Raw genomic sequence first — 20,795 nt, forward strand, 5'->3', positions numbered from 1 at the left:
TCTCACAATCGCCTGCCCGGCATGTGAACCATTCCTTCCGCCCTTTCCGGCCGGCTGCTAGCTGTTGGGCCGCTTTGATGGAGGTTGGATCATGACTGCTGGCTGCGAAGTCGCCTGGTTTTCGGCGCTGTGCGACGACGATTACGAGTTTCTGGGCGTTCCCGATCCGCGCCTCCAGTCGAGCTTCGAACACTGTCGCGACCTGGTGCTGCAGGCCGAAAGCGGCGGCTTCGACAATATTCTGCTTCCCTCTGGCTACCAGCTCGGCATCGATACGACGGCATTCGCCTCCGCGGTCGCGACGCTGACCCGCCGCATCCGCCTGCTGATGGCGGTTCGCATGGGCGAAAGCTGGCCGCCGCAGCTGGCGCGGCAGATCGCCACCATCGACCGCATCAGCGGCGGCAGGCTTGCGGTCAACATCATTTCCAGCGACCTGCCGGGCGAATCGCTTGCGAGCGGGCCGCGCTATCAGCGGACCATCGAAGCCATGGCGATCCTGCGCGACCTGCTGAACGGCAAGCCGGTGGATCACGATGGCGACTTCTGGAAGTTCAAGGTGGATCCGCCCCGCATCACCACCGTCAGCGGCCGCGCGCCGCTCTTCTATTTCGGCGGCCTGTCGGAGGATGCCCGCGAGGCTGCCGCTGCCGGTGCCGATGTCTACCTGATGTGGCCGGACAGGCTGGACGCGGTGCGCGAGACGATGGCCGATCTCAAGGCCCGCGCCGCTCGCCGTGGCCGCAGCCTTCGCTTCGGTTATCGCGTGCATGTGGTGGTGCGGGAAACGGAAGAAGAGGCACGGGCCGCCGCCGACCGGCTTCTCTCGCGCCTGGACGATGCAACGGGTGCGGCCATCCGGGCGAAATCGCTGGACAGCCAGTCCGTCGGGGTGCGCAGGCAGGCGGAGCTTCGCGAGCAGTCCGCCGGTGATGGCTATGTCGAAGACAATCTGTGGACCGGGATCGGGCGCGCCCGGTCCGGCTGCGGTGCTGCGATCGTCGGCGATCCCGATCAGGTGCTTGCCAAGCTTCAGGCCTACCAGCGCGAAGGCATCGAGGCCTTCATCCTGTCGGGCTATCCGCATGCGGCGGAGGCCGATCTGTTTGCCCGCCACGTTCTGCCGCGGCTGAACCACGGTCCGCTCTGACCAGGCGCCGCCCCATCGCACGCGGAATTGAACGGAAACCGGGATTTTGCGCGGGATCACGCGCCGTCTTGATGCGTTTTTGCCGAAACGGGCCTTGCATTCCCGACGAAAAGACCATTCGCTAGGCAAACGGCAAGGATTTCTCCTTTAGCATTCCGCTCATGGAGAAGACGTGCGATGAAAAGATGTACAGTGACGTGTTTCAGGTAAAGTTCTGGGGGGTCCGCGGCAGTATCCCCGTCTCTGGCCGGGAATTTGAGCGATACGGCGGCAATACGCCCTGCATCGAGGTTCGCTGCGGCGAGCATCGGCTTCTTTTCGACGCAGGCTCCGGTATTCGTGAAGCGGGACTGGAAATGCTGGGCCAGAACCTGGCTGAAGTGCATCTCTTCTTCACCCACTGTCATTACGATCACATCATCGGCCTGCCGTTCTTTAAGCCGATCTACAATCCGGAAACCGCCGTCCACATATGGTCAGGCCATCTGCATGGCACGATGTCGACGTCTCAGATGATCCGGCAGTTCGTCGGCCCTCCCTATTTTCCGGTAAGGCTTGATATCTGCAAGGCCGCGCTGAATTTCCGGGACTTCACCCCGGGCGATGTGCTGACGCCGAAGCCTGGAATCGTGATCCGGACCTTCTCGCTGAACCACCCCGGTGGCTGCGTCGGCTATCGCATCGAATGGGCGGGACGCTCGCTGGCGCTTGTCTTCGATATAGAACATCAGCCCGGCGTGCTCGATCCGACGGCGCTTGCCATGATGCAGGATGCCGATATTGCCGTGTATGACAGCGCCTTTACCGAATCCGAAATGGAGCGGTATCGCGGCTTCGGTCATTCCAGCTGGGAGCATGGCGTTCTGCTCGCGCGCGAGGCGGCGACCCGCAAGCTTATCCTTTTTCACCACGCACCATCCCGCACAGATAGCGAAATGGCCCTCATCGAACGTCTGGCGCAGGAGGCCTTCCCCGCAACACAGGCTGCGCGCGATGGCATGGTGCTTGATCTCTGAAAAGCCGTTGGCGGCGGTAGCCATTCTGCCACGCAGGCATGGGAACCGTACCGATCTCTTTGCTGCCTCATGCCGCGGGCAAGCTGAATTCTGTCATTCCTCTCCGCCGCATCGGCGCAACAGTTGGGTTTCATGGCCGCGGACGTCAAGGAAAGTCTGATTTCTCCCCGCCGGATCCGGATGGCGAAGCTGCTGTCTGGCCTGGTGATCTTCGCCTTTCTCATTACCCATCTGGCCAATCATGCTGTTGGCCTCGTATCGGTGCGCGCGGCAGACGACATGCGTCGATTCTTCCTGTTCGTCTGGCGGACCGGGCCCGGTACCGTGCTGCTCTACGGCTCCTTCCTGCTGCATGTCATCCTCGCGCTGGCAGCGATCTACAGGCGTCGCAGTTTCCTGATGCCGCGGGCGGAAGCGGCGCAGATCGTGTTCGGTCTGCTCGTACCGTTTTTCGTCGTGGATCACGTCATCAGCACGCGGATCGCTTCGGAACTGTTTCGTCTTCACGACAACTACGAAAACATCGTGCACATGATGTGGACCAAGTCGCCGGTTGATGGGCTGCGACAGAGCGTCGGCATTCTGGTTCTGTGGTTGCACGGCGTGATCGGCATCCATTTCTGGCTGCGATACCGGGCCTGGTATCAGTCTGCCGTTCCCTGGCTTCTCACGGCTGCCATTCTGCTGCCGGTACTGGCGCTGCTCGGTTTCATCGAAATGGGTCGTACGATTGCAAGCCCGATCTTTCTGCTGAGCGGCTATCCCGGCGGCTATTACGATCCAACGAGCCTTTCCGCCGCCGCCATGAGCACGCTGCGATCGATCAGCCTGGGTACCTACAGCGCCTTCGGTCTGTCGCTGGCGGCCGTTCTCCTCCTGCGCGTGCTGCGCTGGCTGAAGGAACGCGCGCATCTGGTGGCGATACGCTATCCGAACGGCGAGACGATAAGCGTGCCGCGCGGCTATACGGTGCTGGAGGCGAGCAGGCTTGCCGGCAAGCCGCATTACTCGGCTTGCGGTGGCAAGGGACGCTGTTCGACCTGTCGGGTACAGGTCATCGAGGGTGAGGAGAACCTGCCCCCGCCGGAGGTTCTGGAGCAGCGGACCCTGGGCCGCATCAATGCTGGCCCGGGCGTTCGGCTCGCCTGTCAGCTGCGTCCCAAGGCCAATGTGATGCTTTCGCCCATTCTGGTGGCCGTGCCGGAACCGGAGCAGCAGGGCGGCAATTACGAAGCGATTCCGGGCCGGGAGCGGGATATTGCCGTGCTGTTCTGCGATCTCCGGAATTTCACCTATCTGACCGAGACGCGTCTTCCCTTTGACATCGTCTTCCTTCTCAACCGTTATTTTGCGGTGGTCGGTCGGGCGGTCGAGGAGGCTGGCGGCCGCATGGACAAGTTCATTGGGGATGGCGCCATGGCCCTGTTCGGCGTGTCGGGTACGGCCGAGGATGGCTGCCGTCAGGCCCTTCAGGCCGCGGCCCGGATCGTGGAGGGGATCGACGAGTTGAACCGGCAGCTGGAAAACGAGCTGTCGACACCGCTTCGTATCGCCATCGGGATTCACACCGGCGCGGCCGTCGTCGGTACCCTGGGCTATGGCACCGTGCAGACCCTGACCGCCATTGGCGACACGGTGAATGTGGCAAGCCGGCTCGAAAGCGTGGCGAAGGACCATGACGTCCCGCTGGTCATTTCCGAACCTGTGGCGTCGCTGGCCGGGCTCGCGCTCGAAGGGCAGCAGAGCCGCGAGGTGCCGCTGCGCGGTCGTCTTCTTCCGCTCAAGGTCTTTGTCTTCGACAAGGTGTTGCTGCGACGGCTCGTGCCGCTGTCCGCATTGTCTTGAGAGGCGCTGAAAAGGCAGAAATTTCATATCGGTTCTGCGGATGATGCTGTAGTGTCCTGGCATGAAGCCAGCCGCGGATGATCCGTTCTATCAACAGCTTCCCGTCTTCACCCGCTTTGAGGGCGTGGTGGATACGGATAATTACATGCCGCTGCCGGAGGGCTGGGTTCTGGCGCTTGCCGATATCGTCGGTTCCACGGGCGAGATCGCCGAGGGGCGCTACAAGGCGGTCAACATGGCCGGTGCCAGCGTCATTTCAGCGGTTCTGAACGCTGTCGGAAGCCAGGATTACCCGTTCAGTTTCGGCGGTGATGGCGCTGTGGTCGCCCTGCCCGCCCGCCATGCGGGGGCTGCCGGCGCAGCCCTTGCCGCCATTCGCGCATGGGCGCGAACGCAACTGCAGCTTTCCATGCGCGTCGCGCTGGTGCCGGTGGCCGATATCCGGGCGGCGGGTCACGAGGTTCGCGTGGCCCGCTTCGCCGCAAGCCCGCTCGTTTCCTACGCCATGTTTACCGGCGGAGGTGCAAGTTGGGCAGAGCGGCAGATGAAGGCCGGCCTCTATGGCGTGCCGGAGACCGTCGACGAGCCGCCTGATCTCACCGGCTTGTCCTGTCGGTGGAGCCCCATTCCCGCACGCAATGGCGAGATCGTCTCGATCATCGTCCGGCCGACCTCTGCCGCTTCAATGGCGGAATTTCAGGCCATGGTCGAATCGATCGTGCAGATCATCTCCGAGCAGGCGCGTGACGGGCACCCCGTGCCGGAGGATGGGCCTCGCCTGATCTATGCCAGCGAGGGTATCGAGATGGAAGCGCGGGCTGCGGCGCCATCCACGAACCGCCTGCTGGCCCGCCTGAAGATTGCGCTCATGCTCAGACTGGTCATCCTGCTGCACCGGCTGAACATCACGCTCGGAACCTTCAATACGCGCAGCTATGCGGCTGACGTTGCTGCCAATTCCGATTTTCGCAAGTTCGAGGACGGGTTGAAGATGACCGTCGATGTGGACGAGGCGCATCGTCGGCGCATCGAGACGCTGCTGGAGGCCTCGGAAGCGCGGGGTATCTGCGAATATGGACTGCACCGGCAGGACAGCGCGCTGATGACCTGCTTCGTGGTCAGCCCCACGATGCGCAACCACATGCATTTCATTGATGGCGCAAATGGCGGCTATGCCGTTGCCGCGCGGCAGCTTTCGGAAAAACATCCGCGATTGAACACGGTGCCTTCCTGACGCACCTTGCGGGGGGCAGCCAATACCTTCATGCAAAGACGACACCGTTCATGCGGGGGATGATGGAAAAAAGTCTGACGCGCTACATCTGGTCGAACACCTATCCGCAGCAGGTGTGGATCCTGGCGATCGTGGCTGCCTCCATGGTTCCCTATTTCCTCAGTTTCGACCTGCCGAAGCGCATCGTCAACGGTCCGATCCAGGGGCAGGGATTCGAGGACCTGCATGCGACCCAGACATTCGGTCGCATCGCTTTCAATCTGCCAGGCCTTGGTCCGGTGGAACTGTTTCAGGGCGTGCAGTTCAACCGCGTCGAAATGCTGATGGCGCTGAGCTTCGTCTTCCTTGCGCTGGTTGTTCTCAACGGCGCCTTCAAGTTCTACATCAACACCTACAAGGGGCGGCTCGGGGAGCGTATGCTCCGGCGCATCCGCTTCCAGCTGGTGGATCGCGTGCTTCGCTTCCCGCCGGTCTATTTCAAGCGGGTGAAATCGGCGGAAATCGCCACCATGATCAAGGACGAGGTGGAGCCGCTCGGCGGCTTCACCGGCGACGCCTTCGTGCAACCTGCCCTGCTGGGTGGTCAGGCGCTGACGGCTCTGGGCTTCATCCTGCTGCAGAATGTGTGGCTGGGCATGATTGCGCTGGCGATCGTCGCCGTCCAGGCGGTGGTCATTCCCCGCATGCGTCGACGGCTTCTCGATCTCGGTCGTCGCCGCCAGCTGACGGCACGTCAGCTTTCCGGCCGCGTCAGTGAAATCGTTGAGGGCATTCACGCCATTCGCGGCAACGACACCTCAAATCTCGAGCGCGCCGATATTGCCGACCGGCTCGCGACGATCTTCCAGATCCGTTATGACCTTTACCAGTGGAAGTTCATGGTGAAGTTCATCAACAATTTCCTCGCGCAGGTCACGCCCTTCCTCTTCTATGCCATCGGCGGCTACTTTGCGCTGCAGGGCCGGCTCGACATCGGTCAGCTTGTTGCGGTGATCGCGGCCTACAAGGACCTGCCCGGTCCCTTGAAGGAACTGATCGACTGGGATCAGGCGCGTCAGGACGTGCAGGTCAAATATGCACAGGTGGTCGAACAGTTCGATGTCGATGGCCTGCTCGATCCGAAGATCCAGGCAATGGCCACCGGGCCTGCCGGGCGGCTCTCGGAACCGCTGGCCGTCGCCGGCCTGCTGGTGTCCGATGACAGCGGTGCAGCTCTGTTGAACCGCGTCTCCGTCACCATTTCCCCGGATGAAACCGTAGCGATCCTCGGTCCGAACGGCAGCGGGGCGGAAGCGCTTGCCGAAGCGCTGGGCCGCGTGGTGTGGCCGGATGGCGGGCGCATTACCATTGGCGGCACGGATCTTCTGGCCCTTCCGGAAGCGGTGACAGGCCGGCGTATATCCTACGTGTCTTCCGAAGCCTATTTCTTCCATGCCAGTCTGCGTGACAACCTGTTTTATGCGTTGAAGCACGCGCCGCTGTCTGAGGTGAACTATGCCGGCGCGGATGCGCGGCGGAGAAAGCGCCAGTTGGTGGAAGCCCAGCGCGCAGGCAATCCGGCCTTCGATCTCGGCAGCGACTGGATCGATTACGTCGCAGCCGGCGCGAGCGGCCCGGATGATCTGGTCAAGGCGATCCGACCTGTGCTGGATGCAGTGACGATTTCGCAGGATATCTTCGAGTTCGCCTTGCGGGCGCATGTGGATCCCGCGCGGCACACGGTCCTTGCCGGGCGGATCGTCGAGGTGCGTCAGGTCATGCGCCAGCGTCTGCGTGATGCACATCTCGGCGATATCGTGGCCCATTTCGAGGAGGATGCCTACAATCCTTTGGCGACTGTCGGCGAGAACCTGTTGTTCGGCACGCTACGCCAGTCTGAGATGACCGCCCAGACGCTCGCCGCACATCCCTATTTTCGCAAGGTCATGCAGGAAACCGGCCTCGCGCAGGATCTCTATGTCATGGGCATGGAGATTGCAGAGAACGCAGTGGATCTGTTCCGCGATCTGCCGCCGGATCACCCGTTCTTCCAGCAGTTGAGCTTCATGAGTGCCGATGACATTCCGCTCTACGAAGCGCTGCTCCAGAAGCTGCAAGGCACGACCGTCGACAAGGCGTCCGCAGCCGACCGGTCCCGAATTATCCGGCTGAGCTTTGCCTATATCGAGCCACGGCACCGCTTCGGCCTGCTCCACGATGCGCTGAAGGCCCGCATCGTGGAGGCCCGCCGTCGCTTTCATGGCGGCATGCCAGCCGATCTCGCAGACAAGATCGAGCGCCACGATGCCAGCAAGCTGACGGCGTCGGCCTCGCTGATGGACAACGTCCTGTTCGGCCGGCTCTCCTTCCAGGAAGTCGACACCACGGAGCGGATCCGTGACATCATCCGGGCGATCTTCATCGAACTCGATCTGGAGCAGCAGGTGCTGTCCATCGGACTTGATTTCGATGTGGGTTCCCAGGGACGCAGGCTGACGACGGTGCAGCGCCAGAAGCTCAACCTGGCCCGCGCACTGTTGAAGCGTTCCGACTATTTCATCTTCAATCGTCCGCTGTCTGCGCTGGATCAACGCGCGCAGGACCGGATCGTGATGAACGTCATGCAGGATCTTCACCACGACGGGGAGCGGCCGGCGATCGTGTGGGTGCTTCCAAATGCGGGGATGAGCGAACTTTTTGACCGTGTGCTGGTTTTCGATTCAGGCAAACTTGTCGAAAATGGGTCGTTCAAAGAACTCTCGGGCAAAAACGGGATGTTCAATCAACTGCTCTCGTAATATCGTACCCCGTGTGGGGAAAGGTGAGTGGCCAATGCTGTTGAAGGACGAGGTCGAAATGCTGCGGCGTGTGCCGCTGTTTTCGCAGATTGCGCCGGCGAAGTTGAAACTGCTGGCCTTTGCATCCGAACGCATGACCTGTCGCGACGGGCAGAACCTGTTTCGACAGGGAGATGTCGGTGATGCGGCTTACGTGATCCTTTCGGGTACGGCGGAAATCATCGTTCATTCGGAAGCCGGTGAAATCAAGGTGGCCGATGTGGGCGCCAATTCCATCGTTGGCGAGATCGCGATCCTGTGCGACATGGCGCGAACGGCAACGGTACGCGCCACCTCGCGGCTCGAGGTGCTGAAGATCAGCAAGGATAACTTCCTCGACCTGATGCGTGATTTTCCCGATATGGCAGTTGAGATCATGCGTGTTCTCGCCGATCGCCTCAACCATACGACGGCGGAACTCACCGCAGCCCGCAGCCAGCGCCAGAAAGTGCTGACCTGAGGAGCGATCTATTGTCGATCTGTCGGGTTCGGCATGCCAAGGGTCAGGCAGCCCTGGTTTCTGCCGCATATACCTACTGTCGAGAAGAACGTCTTCCCGCGCGACGCTCCTGACGTGCAATGGCGACTGCCGCACGAGCGAAATCATAGTCGGCACAGTTGACGCCAGCGGTCTCCGCGCCTTCGCGCAACCGCGTTTCCATCACCCGTCGCAGATGAAGAATGTAGTCCCGGCGGCAGGGAACGACGTGCTTTCGGACAAGTGTCCTGCGAATGTGAAACCGTAGTCGGCGCCGGACAATGCTGGGCAGCGGTATCAACAGGATGGACCGCCGTATCGTAATCATGAAGAGGGAATCAAATCGGCGCATAAGGGAATTCGACTGAAGAAATATGCTATTTGGCGGGGAAACGGGTCTCCCTGCCAGTAGGGGTAATAAAGGTGACTAGGTATTAGTTTTACACCTTTGTCGCAGGGATGCAATATCCCATCAAAAGCCGGGTCGCCGTGATGGATCGGTCTGGCGATTGCCCGAGTTGGCGCGGCCGCGTTTCGCGAGGGTCAGACACGCCCTCTCTCCTCGCCGCATTTGATCTCCCTCCGCCGCCGGACGCGCGGTTGATGCACAGCTCGAAGCCGCGGGGTCGGGCAAGCCAGACCCCGCGAAACGGTTCAGAAGCGCAGGTTGAAGTTTGCCTTCACACCCTGATCGCTCACGCCTGAGCCGAACTGGCCCGTATAGGTGAGGCCCAGGCTCGCATTCGGTGCGATGTCGGCGCTGATGCCTGCCTCGATGACAGCAACATCGCGCGCCAACGGCGTGCCAGACACCGTTAAGGCACTGCTGCCGGCGAAGCTGTTGGTTGTCGTGGGAACCACTTCATCGATCGCGTGGCGCCAGCCGATCATGCCATTTGCCTTGATCGTGTTGCCGTCAAGATCGAAGCTGCCGCCGGAGCGCAGGCCGATGGTTGTGAACGTGGCGTCGGTGTTGCCAGCGCTGCCGGAGAGCGCCGCGTCACCGCCCGTTTCGGCAAACCGGTCCGTATGCTGGTTCACGTAGGCGATGCCTGCGAAGGGTTCGAAGGAAACGGAACCGAGATCGATCCGGTATCCGAGATCGCCATAGACCTGCGTGGTGCGGGCGTCATAGTCGGCCGACAGCGTATTGCTGAGACCGGCGATATTGATGCTGCGATCGGCGGAAAGCTGATGCCAGGCCTGGTTGACACCGAAGCTGACGTTCAGCTTGTTCCATTCACCGCCGCCATAGAGGCCGAGGCTGTAGGTGTCGATGCCCATGGAGCCGCGGCCGCCATCCAGGCTGAGCGAAGAGTGGCCGTAACCGGCGACCACACCGAGGCGCATGGTGTCGAACACGTCGCCATCGGCGCCGACGAAGAAACCACCGGCGTTGCGATCAAAGCCGCCCGCGTTGCCGTTGCCATCGAAATTGCCCCAGCTCCCGTAGCCCTGCATCCAGATTGATGGCTCCTGTGCGCCTGCCGAGGCGCGAACCTGGCGCGTGGTCGTATCACGCACAAACCGGCTGTCATCCAGCAACGCAGTCTTGGCGGACGCATAGATTTCGCCTGACAGTCGGTCAAATGCGCTGCGGGCGATCTCATCCGTCGCGGACGTGCCGACTGCAGAGGATACGCTGTTGGTCGAAGACAGCGTATCGAGTGCGGTCGCGGTTGCGATCTGATTGGGCGTCAGCGCGGCGCTGGCGAAGGCACGGCTCTGGATGACGTCGAGATAGAGATTGTTGGCGTCGTAGGTCGGGTCGATCGAGTAGAATGCGGAGATATCGGTGCCGTTGATCGTGTAGGTGCCGGTCAGTCCGCCGGCTGCGGACAGCACCGTGTAACGGGTGCCGACCACGTAGGAGCCGTTGCCGTATCCGGACACATCCAGGGTGGCGCCGCTGGCAATCGTTGCCGTGCCGCTGACATTGATGAAGTCGGAGACAGAACTGCCGCGCACCAGTTCCGCCGCATAGCTTGAACCCGCAGCCTGGCTGTAGTTGCCGGTGACGGTCAGCGTGCCGGGGCTATTGCCGGGGGCGACAGTGGAGCCGGTCAATGCCACAACGCCACCGACAGTGCCGGAACCCGTCAGCTTCGCACCGCTTTCCACGGTGGACACGGCGCCAATGGCGCCGGCCACGTTGAGGATGCCACCGGTGACGCTGATGGCGCCGGTGAACCCGGAGGAATCACCTGTGAGATTGGTCGTGCCGGCGACGGCCTTGATCGTGCCGTTACCGGTGATGTTAGACGCAAACACGTAGTTGGAAGAGGTGTGGTTGAATATCAGCTCGCCGGTCCCGGCACCGAAGACGACACCCGCGCCGGCTTCAATTGTGCCGACATCCGCTGCTGCGTGCCCCTCTTCCGCACCGATGACGAGCGTACCGGTGGAGCCGGCCTCCTGCGCAATACGCAGTTCGTTTGCGACCGACAGCTTGGCACCATTCTGGATCACGGCCACGCCGCTTCCCTCGAAACCAACGCCGAAATTGCCCAGGGCGCCGTGGCCGTCCGGGATAGACGACAGGGTGGAGCCAGCACCTGTCAGCAGAAGGCGACCGCTGTCCGTTGAGGCAATACCAAGAAAGATCCGGGCCGCTGATGCCTGTGCCCCGTCCTCAATGGTCAGGCTTCCAGCACCTGTGGGTGCGCTGCCGTTGCCGCCGACATAGATGACCATGCCGGCGCTCATTCTTGTGTTGGAGCCGGAGAGCGTCATGGCGGCATCACCTGACGCGCTGCCTTGCACATGAACTCCATCCGTTTCAACGGTAGCACCGCCCGATACGGTCACCGTTGCGTCGCTGATGCTAAACCATCCGTCGGCATCGCTCCATGTTGCGGGCACGCCTGAATGCGCTGTGCCGACGAGCAACTTGGAGCCGGTCCCGGAAACATCCAGGGTCGCGCCTTTGACGAGATAGAGGCCTCCGCCGACGGTCTCCAGCGTTCCTCCCTGGTTGATCGTGATGGCGCTGGTCGAATTATCCCCGTTGCCAACCTGCAGCCCGAGACCCGCAACGACCCGGCTGCCCTGCCCCGTGATCGTCAGGCTGGAATTGCCGTCCTCTTCCGTCGAGGCCATCAGGTAGCGATTGATGGTGAGGACGCCGCCCTCGGACACCGTCAGATTGGCTGTTGTCGGGCCATTGCTCATGACCAGGTCATGAATGGTCACCGCCTGCCCCGACAGCACGGCGGGATTGCTGCTGTTGATGGTTGCCGTATCGGTCGGGCCTGGAATTTCGCCGTCGACCCAGTTGTTACTGTCAGTCCAGTCCGTGCCTGCTGCGCCGCTCCATTCGCCTACAGGCGGCGCGGCAGACAGCGCTGTACTTGAAGACAGGATAAGGATGGCAAGGGCACCGATCGAAGTTCTGGACTTGGCGGAAGCGATGCCTTTGTTGGCGAATTGATGAGCAATCATGGAGCGGTTCCTGCAGGCCCTTAAACGGGCAAAAATAAATTGCTTCGACCGCACTGCCTCACGCATGCGCGACCGTTCAGATCAAAGAGCTTGAATGGATGGATGAGCGTGTTGGGGCTGCCGCCGGTCTCAGGGTGGCCCTGCCGGGCCACAACACTCCGGGATACCAATCTTAATTTGCATCGTCTGTCCTCCCACCTCCAGGCCTTCGCATCCGCCACCCGTTCAGGCAACGTGCACGTGACCCGTTTTTGCCATCCTGGACCGTTACCCCGGCGTGACGGGTATACTCCGGATGCAAGGGCAAGAATCGCACCCGCGTTGCAATTTCACCCTGTGGTTACATTGCTAGCAAAATTGCGCACAGGAAACAAAGTCATTTGAAACTGTATCAGAAAAGAATTTTTTTCCATTAGAATTCCAAATTCTACCCGGAGATCCATTGGAAATAACGCGGCCCGATTATACAATTCGTGTATAACGGTACCTGTCACGCCCGGCCATGACTGGCTGAAACAAGGCGATCCGCGCGAGTAAGGTGCGCCCTCTGCGTCTATGCATGCGGCATGACGCTATCCTTGAGTGACAAGATCACACTCTACTGATGGGCGGGTACGGCGCACTGGGTGGGGCTCACCGACCGGCAGTTTGGCAGAGGGACGAGCGTACCAGAAAGCGGCGCTCCCGGCCGTTGTCCAGCGAGAACATGCCGCCGCGACCGGGCACGACGTCCACCAGCAGCGTCGTGTGCTTCCAGACCTCGTATTGCCGGCCGCCGATATAGAATGGGACCCCGCCGATATGGCCGATCAGCACGTCATGATCGGCAAGAAGGAAGTCTCCGGCGGGATAGCACATCGGCGATGATCCATCGCAGCAGCCGCCGGACTGGTGAAACAGGATTTCCGGGTGGTCGCGACGGATCTCGGCGATCAGGTCAAGGGCAGCCTCGGTGGCCGAGACCATGGGCTGGGGTGCAGTGACAGACATCTTGATCTCCCTCTTTAATGAGGAAGGCCCCCGAGGCGGGTCGGGAGCCTTCCTCACGCGACGCTTCGATCAGAAGAAGCCGAGCGCCTTGGGGGAATAGCTGACCAGCATGTTCTTGGTCTGCTGATAGTGGTCGAGCATCATCTTGTGCGTCTCGCGCCCGATGCCGGACTGCTTGTAGCCACCGAAGGCTGCATGCGCCGGATAGGCATGGTAGTTGTTGACCCAGACGCGGCCAGCCTGGATATGACGGCCGAAGCGGTAGCAGGTGTTGGCATCGCGGCTCCACACGCCGGCGCCCAGGCCGTAAAGCGTGTCGTTGGCCAGTGCCAGCGCCTCATCCTCGTCCTTGAAGGTGGTGACGGACACCACCGGCCCGAAGATTTCCTCCTGGAAGATGCGCATCTTGTTGTGACCGCGGAACACCGTCGGCTTCACATAATAGCCGCCGGCCAGATCGCCGCCGAGATCGCTGCGATAACCGCCGGTCAGTACTTCGGCACCTTCCTGCTTTCCGATATCGATATAGGAGAGGATCTTTTCCAGCTGCTCGCTGGACGCCTGCGCGCCGATCATGGTCGCGATATCGAGCGGATGGCCCTGACGCACCGCTTCGACGCGCTTGACCGCCTTTTCCATGAAGCGATCATAGATCTTCTCGTGTACCAGTGCGCGGCTCGGGCAGGTGCACACCTCGCCCTGGTTGAGGGCGAACATGGCAAAGCCTTCGAGCGCCTTGTCGAGATAATCGTCGTCCTCGCTCATCACGTCGGCGAAGAAGATGTTCGGCGACTTGCCGCCGAGTTCGAGCGTCACCGGAATAAGGTTCTGGCTGGCATATTGCATGATCAGCCGGCCGGTGGAGGTTTCGCCGGTAAAGGCGATCTTGGCGATGCGCGGGCTCGAAGCGAGCGGCTTGCCGGCTTCAAGGCCAAAGCCGTTGACGATGTTGAGCACGCCGGGCGGCAAAAGGTCGGCGATCAGTTCTGCAAGAACAAGAATGGAGGCCGGTGTCTGTTCGGCCGGCTTCAGCACCACGCAATTGCCGGCGGCAAGCGCGGGGGCAAGCTTCCAGGCGGCCATCAGGATCGGGAAATTCCACGGAATGATCTGGCCGACGACGCCGAGCGGCTCGTGGAAGTGATAGGCGACCGTATCCTGGTCGATTTCGCCGATCGTGCCTTCCTGCGAGCGCACGCAGGCCGAGAAATAGCGGAAGTGGTCGATGGCCAGCGGAATGTCGGCCGCCATGGTTTCGCGCAGCGGCTTGCCGTTATCCCAGGTTTCCGCCCTGGCAAGCAGTTCCAGATTGGTTTCCATCCGGTCGGCGATCCGGTTCAGCAGGTTGGCGCGCTCGGTGGCGGAGGTGCGGCCCCAGGCATCCTTGGCGGCATGGGCGGCATCGAGCGCCAGATTGATGTCGTGTTCATCGGAGCGGGCAACCTCGCACAGCACGCCGCCGGTGACCGGCGTGGTGTTCTGGAAATAGCGGCCGTTCACCGGCTCGCGGAATTCGCCATTGATGAAGTTGCCGTATTTCAGCTTGAAGGGCGAAGCGGCAATGGTCTGAACCTGAACGTTCATGATGTTCCTCCCGGTTGGGGAGCCCCTCCTCGGGCTCCGATGGGAGGATGATTGCGCGGTACCTCGTTCGGCGGAAGTCGTGCGCAGCGATGTTGCGCCGCACAGTGTCGCAGTCCTGCGACAGCGCCGCACGTCTATTGCAGATTGAAGCGCTTCAGCTTCCGGTGCAGCGTGGCGCGGCTGAGGCCGAGCACATCGGCCGCCTTCGAGACATTGCCGTTGGTGCGCGACAAGGCCCGCCGCAGGGCTGCCCGTTCGGCATCGTCGAGGTCGTTGGTGGCGTCACCCCGCTGTTCGCGCAGGGCATCGGCGGCGGGCAATCCCTGGGCAATCCGCTGATCATCCAGCTTGAGCGCCAGCCGCGCCGCGCGGGTCGCGCCGATGACCAGATCGTCGTGATCGACGGCAAGGAGCGCCGTCAGCGCGTTCGCCTGCGGCACCAGCAGAATGCGCGCGCCGGAAAAGGCCTGGCGGAACAGGTTGGCCTCCACCCGCATGGCCGCCTCCCGCACGGCCTGCGAAAGCATCGAGAGCGTCATCTCGCTGACATCGCTGCGGCAGGTGGAGACGTCGAGGGCGGCAGCGACATGGCCCAGATGATCGCGGATCGGCGCCGTCGCACAGGACAGGCCGATATTGGCGCTCAGAAAATGCTGGTCGCGGTGAATGATGACAGGCCGCTCATCGGCGAGCGCCGTGCCGATGCCGTTGGTGCCGACGCAGGCCTCGCTCCACATGTGCTGCTGCCAGAGGCCAAGTGCCTGGAAATCCGCATCATCGCCAGCCGCGCCGCGTCTGTCGACCACGATCCCCTCCGCATCGGACAGCACAATGCAGCAGCCGGATTTGCCGACCATCTGGTGAAGCCGGTCGATCTCTTCGGCGCAGGTGCCGACCAGTCGCTCCATTCTCTCCCTGGCCTGCCGAAACCGGGCATCGTCGATCCGTTGCGGCTTTGCAGATCGCTCCGGCGCAAGTTGGTGGAGATCGAGGCAGCGCCGCCACGAGGCGGCGACTGGCGAGGCGACGACGGCCGATGTCCGGGCTGCCGTTTCATATACAAGATCGGAATGACTGAGTTCGCGCCGCATCCGCTCCTCCCAAAGCATCGCAAGCCGTTTGACAGGCTAGCATAGAGGCAGCGGCCCTGCCCTGACAAATGCCAGTTCAGTCGTCCGGCCGAACTGGCGCATTTCTGCGACACTTCGGCCGGCTTTTTTCTCAACCCGCAGCCTTCAGGCGAGCAGGTGTCGCGCCTGCCGCTCCAAAGGGCGCCCATGCGAGGTCACCGGCATACCGTTCTGCCATTTCACCCGCGTCATCGAGAACGAACAGCGACAGCCAGCCATTGTCGAACAGGGTCTTCACCTGCGGGTGGCGCGTCAGAATATCGTTGATGGCTTCCTTCGGCGCTTCGATAACGACCGAAAGCCGCAAGGGATCGTGGGCAAGGCGCTCACCATCATGCACGGACTGCCAGGCAAGACCCGCCCGCAGCACGCCACCATTGCCCTCCAGCACGCCGATGCCACCTACCACGTTGTGCAGCAGCTTGTTGCCGGATCCGAACAGCGACGGTGCGGCAGCCGAGCCGAAATATTGCAGGCTGATCCAGCTTGCCACCACCACCGGCGCCGTCAGGATCAGTTCCAGCACCCGGAACCCCTCGTCCTGCCGCCAGACGTAATCGTGCAGGAACGAGCGGCCGTCGAGCGAGAGGCCGGCGGTTCTGCTGCGCGGCGCGGCGATGAAGGCGGAGCAGCCGGCGAGACCCCATTCCGGCCGCACTTCGGCCCAGTCGCGGCTGCGGACGGCAATGGATCCCCCGCTCGCATGCGGCAGGCGCATCGCCCGTTCGCTCCGCGCGAGCTTGCCGGCAGCGGCGAGCCAGCCCGTCAACCGCGCAAGATCGGCGGCGTGGGACGCGGTGTCCGCGTCGCCGTCGAAGACAATCACGGCATCGGTCGTCGTGTCGTGCAGGCCGGCGAGGAACAGGGTATCATCCGGCACGGTGATCCCTTGCGACACCAGTCCCTTGCGAACCTCGCCCTCGTTCAGCAGCGAGGCCAGCAGGCGTGCGTTGACATCGCCCGCATGACCGCCGCAGGCGCCGCATTGAAGCGCGCTCGCCAGCGGATTGTTGGTAACCGACGCGCCATGCCCGCACAACAGCACGAGCCGCGCAAAATTTTCCGTGAGCGACATGGCCCGCAGCACGGTGGCGGCCATGCCGATTTTCTGGGACAGATCCGGCGTCTCCACCAGCCGCGGTTTGGCAGCCGGAGCGGTCTTGGCCCCGGAAAGCCGCAGGCTGCCGGTCAGCAGCTTGGCGCCATAGACCGGGCCCATAGCTTCCACGAAGGCGAAGGAGGAGACGGCCGCCTGCTTGAACCGCCCGAAGGCCCGCACGGCGCGCGACTGGATGCGCGCGTCACGATCCTCCGCCGCGCTGACTTCCGTGCAGCTGAACAGGCCGGGTTTCAGCAGCACCGGCAGCCGATGCTCTGCGAGGTCGGAGGCTTGGTCGCGATGGGAGGCGCCAATCCCGAAGAAGCCGGCAAAACCGAGCGTCCATATGCCGGGATCTGCGCTCTCCAGCGCCCGCCGAAACACTTCCGACCGCACGTCGATGCAGAAGGCCGCCTGCACAACCGGGCGTGCGAGCTCGGCAGGAGATGTCTCTGCCGACCGTGGGATGCTCGACAGAAGCCGTGCCAGCCGCCGCTGCTCGGCTCGCTCTGTGGCAAGCTGGAGAACTGCATCAATCTCCCGGTCGAGGCCGGCCACGACCGGTGCGCGATGGGCCGCAAGCGCGGCCTGCCATGCTGCCGCGATCTCCGGCTCATACTGGCGAAACAGGGCCTCCTCGAAGGCGAGCCGGATGGCGAGGAGATCGCCAAGGCTCTCGTCCGTCTCGCCGGCAAGTTCGGCCGTCCACAGGCGATACCGGGCAAACTGGGCCCAGCCGCCAAGGCCAAGCAGCAGCTGATGGAAATAGGAGCCCGGCTTCCGCCCAAAGCCGAGCGTTTCTGCCGCAGCGGCAATCGCCCGGATCGATGTGCGCGGCAGATCGGCCACCGTCTGGGCAAAGCCCCGCAATCCCGCGATTTCCGGCGTCAGGTCGTGCCGTGCATAGATGCGCCAGGCGGTGTAGAGGCTCTGGCCACGCGGTGCCGTCCACAGTGCCTGCCCTTCATCGAAGTGGCCGGCGGCGAAGGTGCCGATCCGGTCCTCGATCAGCCGTGGCCAGTCGATGCCGGAGACGTCGCGGGCGAGATCGGCGATGGTCGGGATGGCAGCGGGTGTTGCGGCATCCGCCCGCATGGCCTGCTTCAGCGCTTCGAGTGAGAGGGAGAGCCCGCTTTCCGCGAGCGCATCCCGAAGATCGGTGTCCGCCAGCGTGCCTTCGGCAAGCTTTGCGGCATACCACGCGCGCGGCATGGCGATGCCGGTGCCGGTCAGCCTTGCGATCTGCTCGGCGGTGGCGGCAAAGCCGCGATCGCTCTGACCGAGGAAAGGATTGACGGCGACGGTTGCGGCGAGCGGCCAGGCCGGCGGAATGGCATCGATGGCAGCCCGGATGGCGGGGGCGAGATCGGCGGCCTGCAGGGAGACCGGAGCGGAGACGGGTTCCATGGCATTACTCCTTGGCAAGGGACGGGGCCTCGACCCGGAAGTTTCCGAGCAGGCGATCGAAGAGGGCGTTGACGTAAAGACCGTTGGCGAGGTGGACGCGCAGGCCGGCGGTTGCCGGATGATGCGCCCAGAGCGGGAAGAGCGACTGGGTGACGGCCACCACGCCGAAGGAGGTGACGGAGAGGATCATCAGGCTCCACTCCAGTCGTCCGGGCGCTGGGGCAGCCGGCAGCGTGCCCGCCATCAGGTGATAGGCAGCCCATTGCAGTCCGAAATAGCCGGTTGCCGCGGCTACCGCATAGAGCGAAGTGCGCCAGGTGAGTGCCCAGGGGGCGGCATCGGCAAAGCCCTGCGCCACCAGATAGGCGACGCCGAAGATCAGGATGGCGCCGAGCGCGAGCGCCTGCGGCGGCTTGTGCCAGAAGCCGAAGAGGAAGCCGATGACGCCGTAGATGACGAGCGCCAGCAGGAAGGCGCGGGCGACGGCCCAGCCATCCGGGATGGCGACGGGACCCGGCCGGCGGGTTGCCATCACCGCCTCGACGGCGCCGCCGGAGGAGAGGAAGGCATGCGCCTTGTAGAGCGAATGCGCCACGATGTGCAGCAGCGCAATCGGGAAGAGCGCCAGCCCGCATTGCAGGATCATGAAACCCATCTGGGCGATGGTGGACCAGCCGAGCGAGGTCTTCACTGCGCTCTGCGTCAGCATCACCAGGCCACCGAACATGGCGGTGAAGCCGCCGATCATCACCAGCACCGCAAGCACGATCGGTGCGTTCAGCATCACATCGGCGAAGCGGATCAGCAGGAAGCCGCCGGCATTGACGACGCCGGCATGCAGCAGTGCGGAAACCGGTGTCGGTGCTTCCATCACCTCGGTCAACCAGCCATGCATCGGGAACTGCGCGGACTTCAGAACGGCGGCGAGCGCCAGAAGGCCTGCGGCGACCAGTGCCGTTACCGGGGCAATCCCGTTGCGCGCCTCGCCGAGGATCGTCTGGATGTCGCCGGTGCCATAGGCGAAGGCCAGCAGCAGCGCAGCCGAGACAAGGGCCCCATCGCCCAGCCGGGAGACGAGAAACTTCTTGTGCGCGGCGCGCCGGGCCGCACCCCGTTCCGGATAAAAGACCAGCAGCTTGTGCAGGAACAGGCTGGAGGCAATCCAGGCCAGAACGAACTGGAGAAGCGTGGCCGAAACGACGAGCAGCGAAACCGCGGCGAGCGTTGCGCTCATCCAGCCGGTGAAGGGGCCCTGCCGTGCCTCGCCATCCAGGTAGGTCGCGCTGTACCGCAGCACCACCCAGCCGATGAAGCTGACCAGCAAAAGCATCACCGCGCTGACGAGGTCGAGTCTGCCGGCAAAGCCGAGGAGGTCGGTGCCGAGTCGCGGGCTGACGCCGGCACCGAAAAGTGCGAGCGCGGCGGCGGCAGCGAGTGCGGCGCCAACCGCGACGAGGGACAGCAGGTTGACCAGCATCAGCGCGCCGCGGGGGCGCATCGGGCGGCTTGCGAAGGCGATGGCAGCACTGACCAGAAAGAGTGCAGAGGGAAGCAGGGCAAGGGCGTAGATCATGGGAACTCCAGCCGTTCGTTCGATGCCGCTGGAGTTAGCACCGGCACAATCCAAATAAAAATTCATTGTTTTTGGCATTTCGTTCTATAAAATAGAATGATGAGTGACCTGAACTATCATCACCTGCGCTATTTCCGGGCCGTGGCGCATGACGGAAACCTGACCCGTGCTGCCGAGCGGCTGAACCTGTCGCAATCGGCCTTGTCCATTCAGATCAAGCAGCTGGAGGAGCGTCTCGGGCACCAGCTGTTCGAGCGGCGCGGACGCCAGCTCTATCTGACGGAGGCGGGGCGGATCGCACTCGACCATGCCGACACGATCTTCTCCACCGGCGAGGAACTGCTGGAAACGCTGCGTCAGACGGGGGCCACTCGACGCGCGATCCGCATCGGGGCACTCGCGACGCTCTCGCGCAATTTCCAGATGGAGTTCGTGCGTCCCCTGATCGGCCGGCCGGATGTGGAACTGATTCTGCGCTCCGGCAGCACGGCGGAATTGCTCGGGGCGCTGGAAACGCTCAATCTCGACATCGTTCTCCTGACGCAGCCGCCGGCGGCTGATGCCGTGACGCCCTTCGTCTCTGATCATCTGTCGCAGCAGCGCGTTGCCCTGATCGGCGCGCCGGATCTGGCGGTGGAGAAGCAGGATCTGGCCACCATGCTGTCGCGGCACCCGATGATCCTGCCGACGATGGAAAGCGGCGTGCGCCTTCAGTTCGAGGCGCTTGCCGCGCGCCTGGGCGTCACCCCGCAGGTGGCCGCAGAGGTGGAGGACATGGCAATGATGCGTCTGCTCGCCCGCTCCGGCCTCGGCCTTGCGGTAATGCCGCCGATCGTCGTGCAGCAGGAATTGCAGAACGGCATGCTCGCCGAACTCGATACGCTGCCGGGCATGGTGGAGAATTTTTATGCGGTGCAGGTAAAGCGGCGCTTCCCCAATCCGCTGATCCGCACACTGCTCGATGCCGCGCAATGGCGGGATGCGCAGGGGTGAGTGCTTCGGCTCTTCATGTGAACGCCGTCTTGCGAAGAC

The 20,795-nt window shown here is 62.9% G+C and carries 13 protein-coding genes; 7 read left to right on the forward strand and 6 right to left on the reverse strand.

Annotated elements, in window-relative coordinates; translation table 11 throughout:
• The first annotated feature begins 91 nt into the window (after positions 1-91).
• The 6 genes from FNA46_RS05900 (at position 92) to FNA46_RS05925 (ending at position 8,521) form a co-directional block, all read left to right on the forward strand.
• The gene (locus tag FNA46_RS05900; protein WP_143124174.1) at positions 92-1,150 is read left to right on the forward strand and encodes an LLM class flavin-dependent oxidoreductase; all 1,059 of its coding nucleotides are present in this window, start codon (positions 92-94) and stop codon (positions 1,148-1,150) included.
• 185 nt (positions 1,151-1,335) lie between these two features.
• Positions 1,336-2,166 (forward strand): MBL fold metallo-hydrolase, encoded by an 831-nt coding sequence (locus FNA46_RS05905; RefSeq protein ID WP_143124214.1) that lies wholly within the window; start codon positions 1,336-1,338, stop codon positions 2,164-2,166.
• 132 nt (positions 2,167-2,298) lie between these two features.
• On the forward strand, positions 2,299-4,011 hold the full coding sequence (locus FNA46_RS05910) for an adenylate/guanylate cyclase domain-containing protein (RefSeq protein ID WP_143124175.1): 1,713 nt from the start codon (positions 2,299-2,301) through the stop codon (positions 4,009-4,011).
• A 61-nt stretch (positions 4,012-4,072) separates the two neighbouring features.
• Positions 4,073-5,245: a DUF3095 domain-containing protein gene (locus tag FNA46_RS05915; protein ID WP_143124176.1), complete on the forward strand. Its 1,173-nt coding sequence runs from the start codon at positions 4,073-4,075 to the stop codon at positions 5,243-5,245.
• 62 nt (positions 5,246-5,307) lie between these two features.
• A complete protein-coding gene (locus FNA46_RS05920) occupies positions 5,308-8,022 on the forward strand; it encodes an ABC transporter transmembrane domain-containing protein (RefSeq protein ID WP_143124215.1) in 2,715 nt (904 codons plus the stop codon).
• 34 nt (positions 8,023-8,056) lie between these two features.
• Complete coding sequence (locus tag FNA46_RS05925) at positions 8,057-8,521, forward strand: cyclic nucleotide-binding domain-containing protein (protein WP_143124177.1); 465 nt, start codon at positions 8,057-8,059, stop codon at positions 8,519-8,521.
• A 672-nt stretch (positions 8,522-9,193) separates the two neighbouring features.
• On the opposite strand, the gene FNA46_RS05930 is transcribed toward FNA46_RS05925, so the two are convergent.
• From FNA46_RS05930 to FNA46_RS05955, 6 genes are all read right to left on the reverse strand, one after another.
• Complete coding sequence (locus FNA46_RS05930) at positions 9,194-11,980, reverse strand: autotransporter outer membrane beta-barrel domain-containing protein (RefSeq protein ID WP_185969744.1); 2,787 nt, start codon at positions 11,978-11,980, stop codon at positions 9,194-9,196.
• Between the two features lie 633 nt (positions 11,981-12,613).
• Positions 12,614-12,970 carry a DUF779 domain-containing protein gene (locus FNA46_RS05935; protein ID WP_143124179.1) on the reverse strand — a complete coding sequence of 119 codons (357 nt, stop codon included), beginning with the start codon at positions 12,968-12,970 and terminating at the stop codon, positions 12,614-12,616.
• 69 nt (positions 12,971-13,039) lie between these two features.
• Positions 13,040-14,554, reverse strand: coding sequence for an aldehyde dehydrogenase (gene adh / locus FNA46_RS05940; protein ID WP_143124180.1), 1,515 nt, complete (start codon positions 14,552-14,554; stop codon positions 13,040-13,042).
• Between the two features lie 134 nt (positions 14,555-14,688).
• Positions 14,689-15,645: a helix-turn-helix domain-containing protein gene (locus tag FNA46_RS05945; protein WP_143124181.1), complete on the reverse strand. Its 957-nt coding sequence runs from the start codon at positions 15,643-15,645 to the stop codon at positions 14,689-14,691.
• Positions 15,646-15,775: 130 nt separating this feature from the next.
• Positions 15,776-18,190, reverse strand: a complete 2,415-nt coding sequence (locus tag FNA46_RS05950; protein WP_143124182.1) for a YbcC family protein — start codon at positions 18,188-18,190, stop codon at positions 15,776-15,778.
• Between the two features lie 4 nt (positions 18,191-18,194).
• Entirely contained in the window at positions 18,195-19,763 is a 1,569-nt protein-coding gene (locus FNA46_RS05955; RefSeq protein ID WP_143124183.1) for a proton-conducting transporter transmembrane domain-containing protein, read from the reverse strand.
• Positions 19,764-19,862: 99 nt separating this feature from the next.
• Here FNA46_RS05955 and FNA46_RS05960 point away from each other — a divergent pair, with 99 nt between their 5' ends.
• Positions 19,863-20,756, forward strand: a complete 894-nt coding sequence (locus tag FNA46_RS05960; RefSeq protein WP_143124184.1) for a LysR family transcriptional regulator — start codon at positions 19,863-19,865, stop codon at positions 20,754-20,756.
• Positions 20,757-20,795: the final 39 nt, after the last annotated feature.

It is taken from the genome of Affinirhizobium straminoryzae (assembly GCF_007004135.1).
Taxonomy (GTDB): domain Bacteria; phylum Pseudomonadota; class Alphaproteobacteria; order Rhizobiales; family Rhizobiaceae; genus Neorhizobium; species Neorhizobium straminoryzae.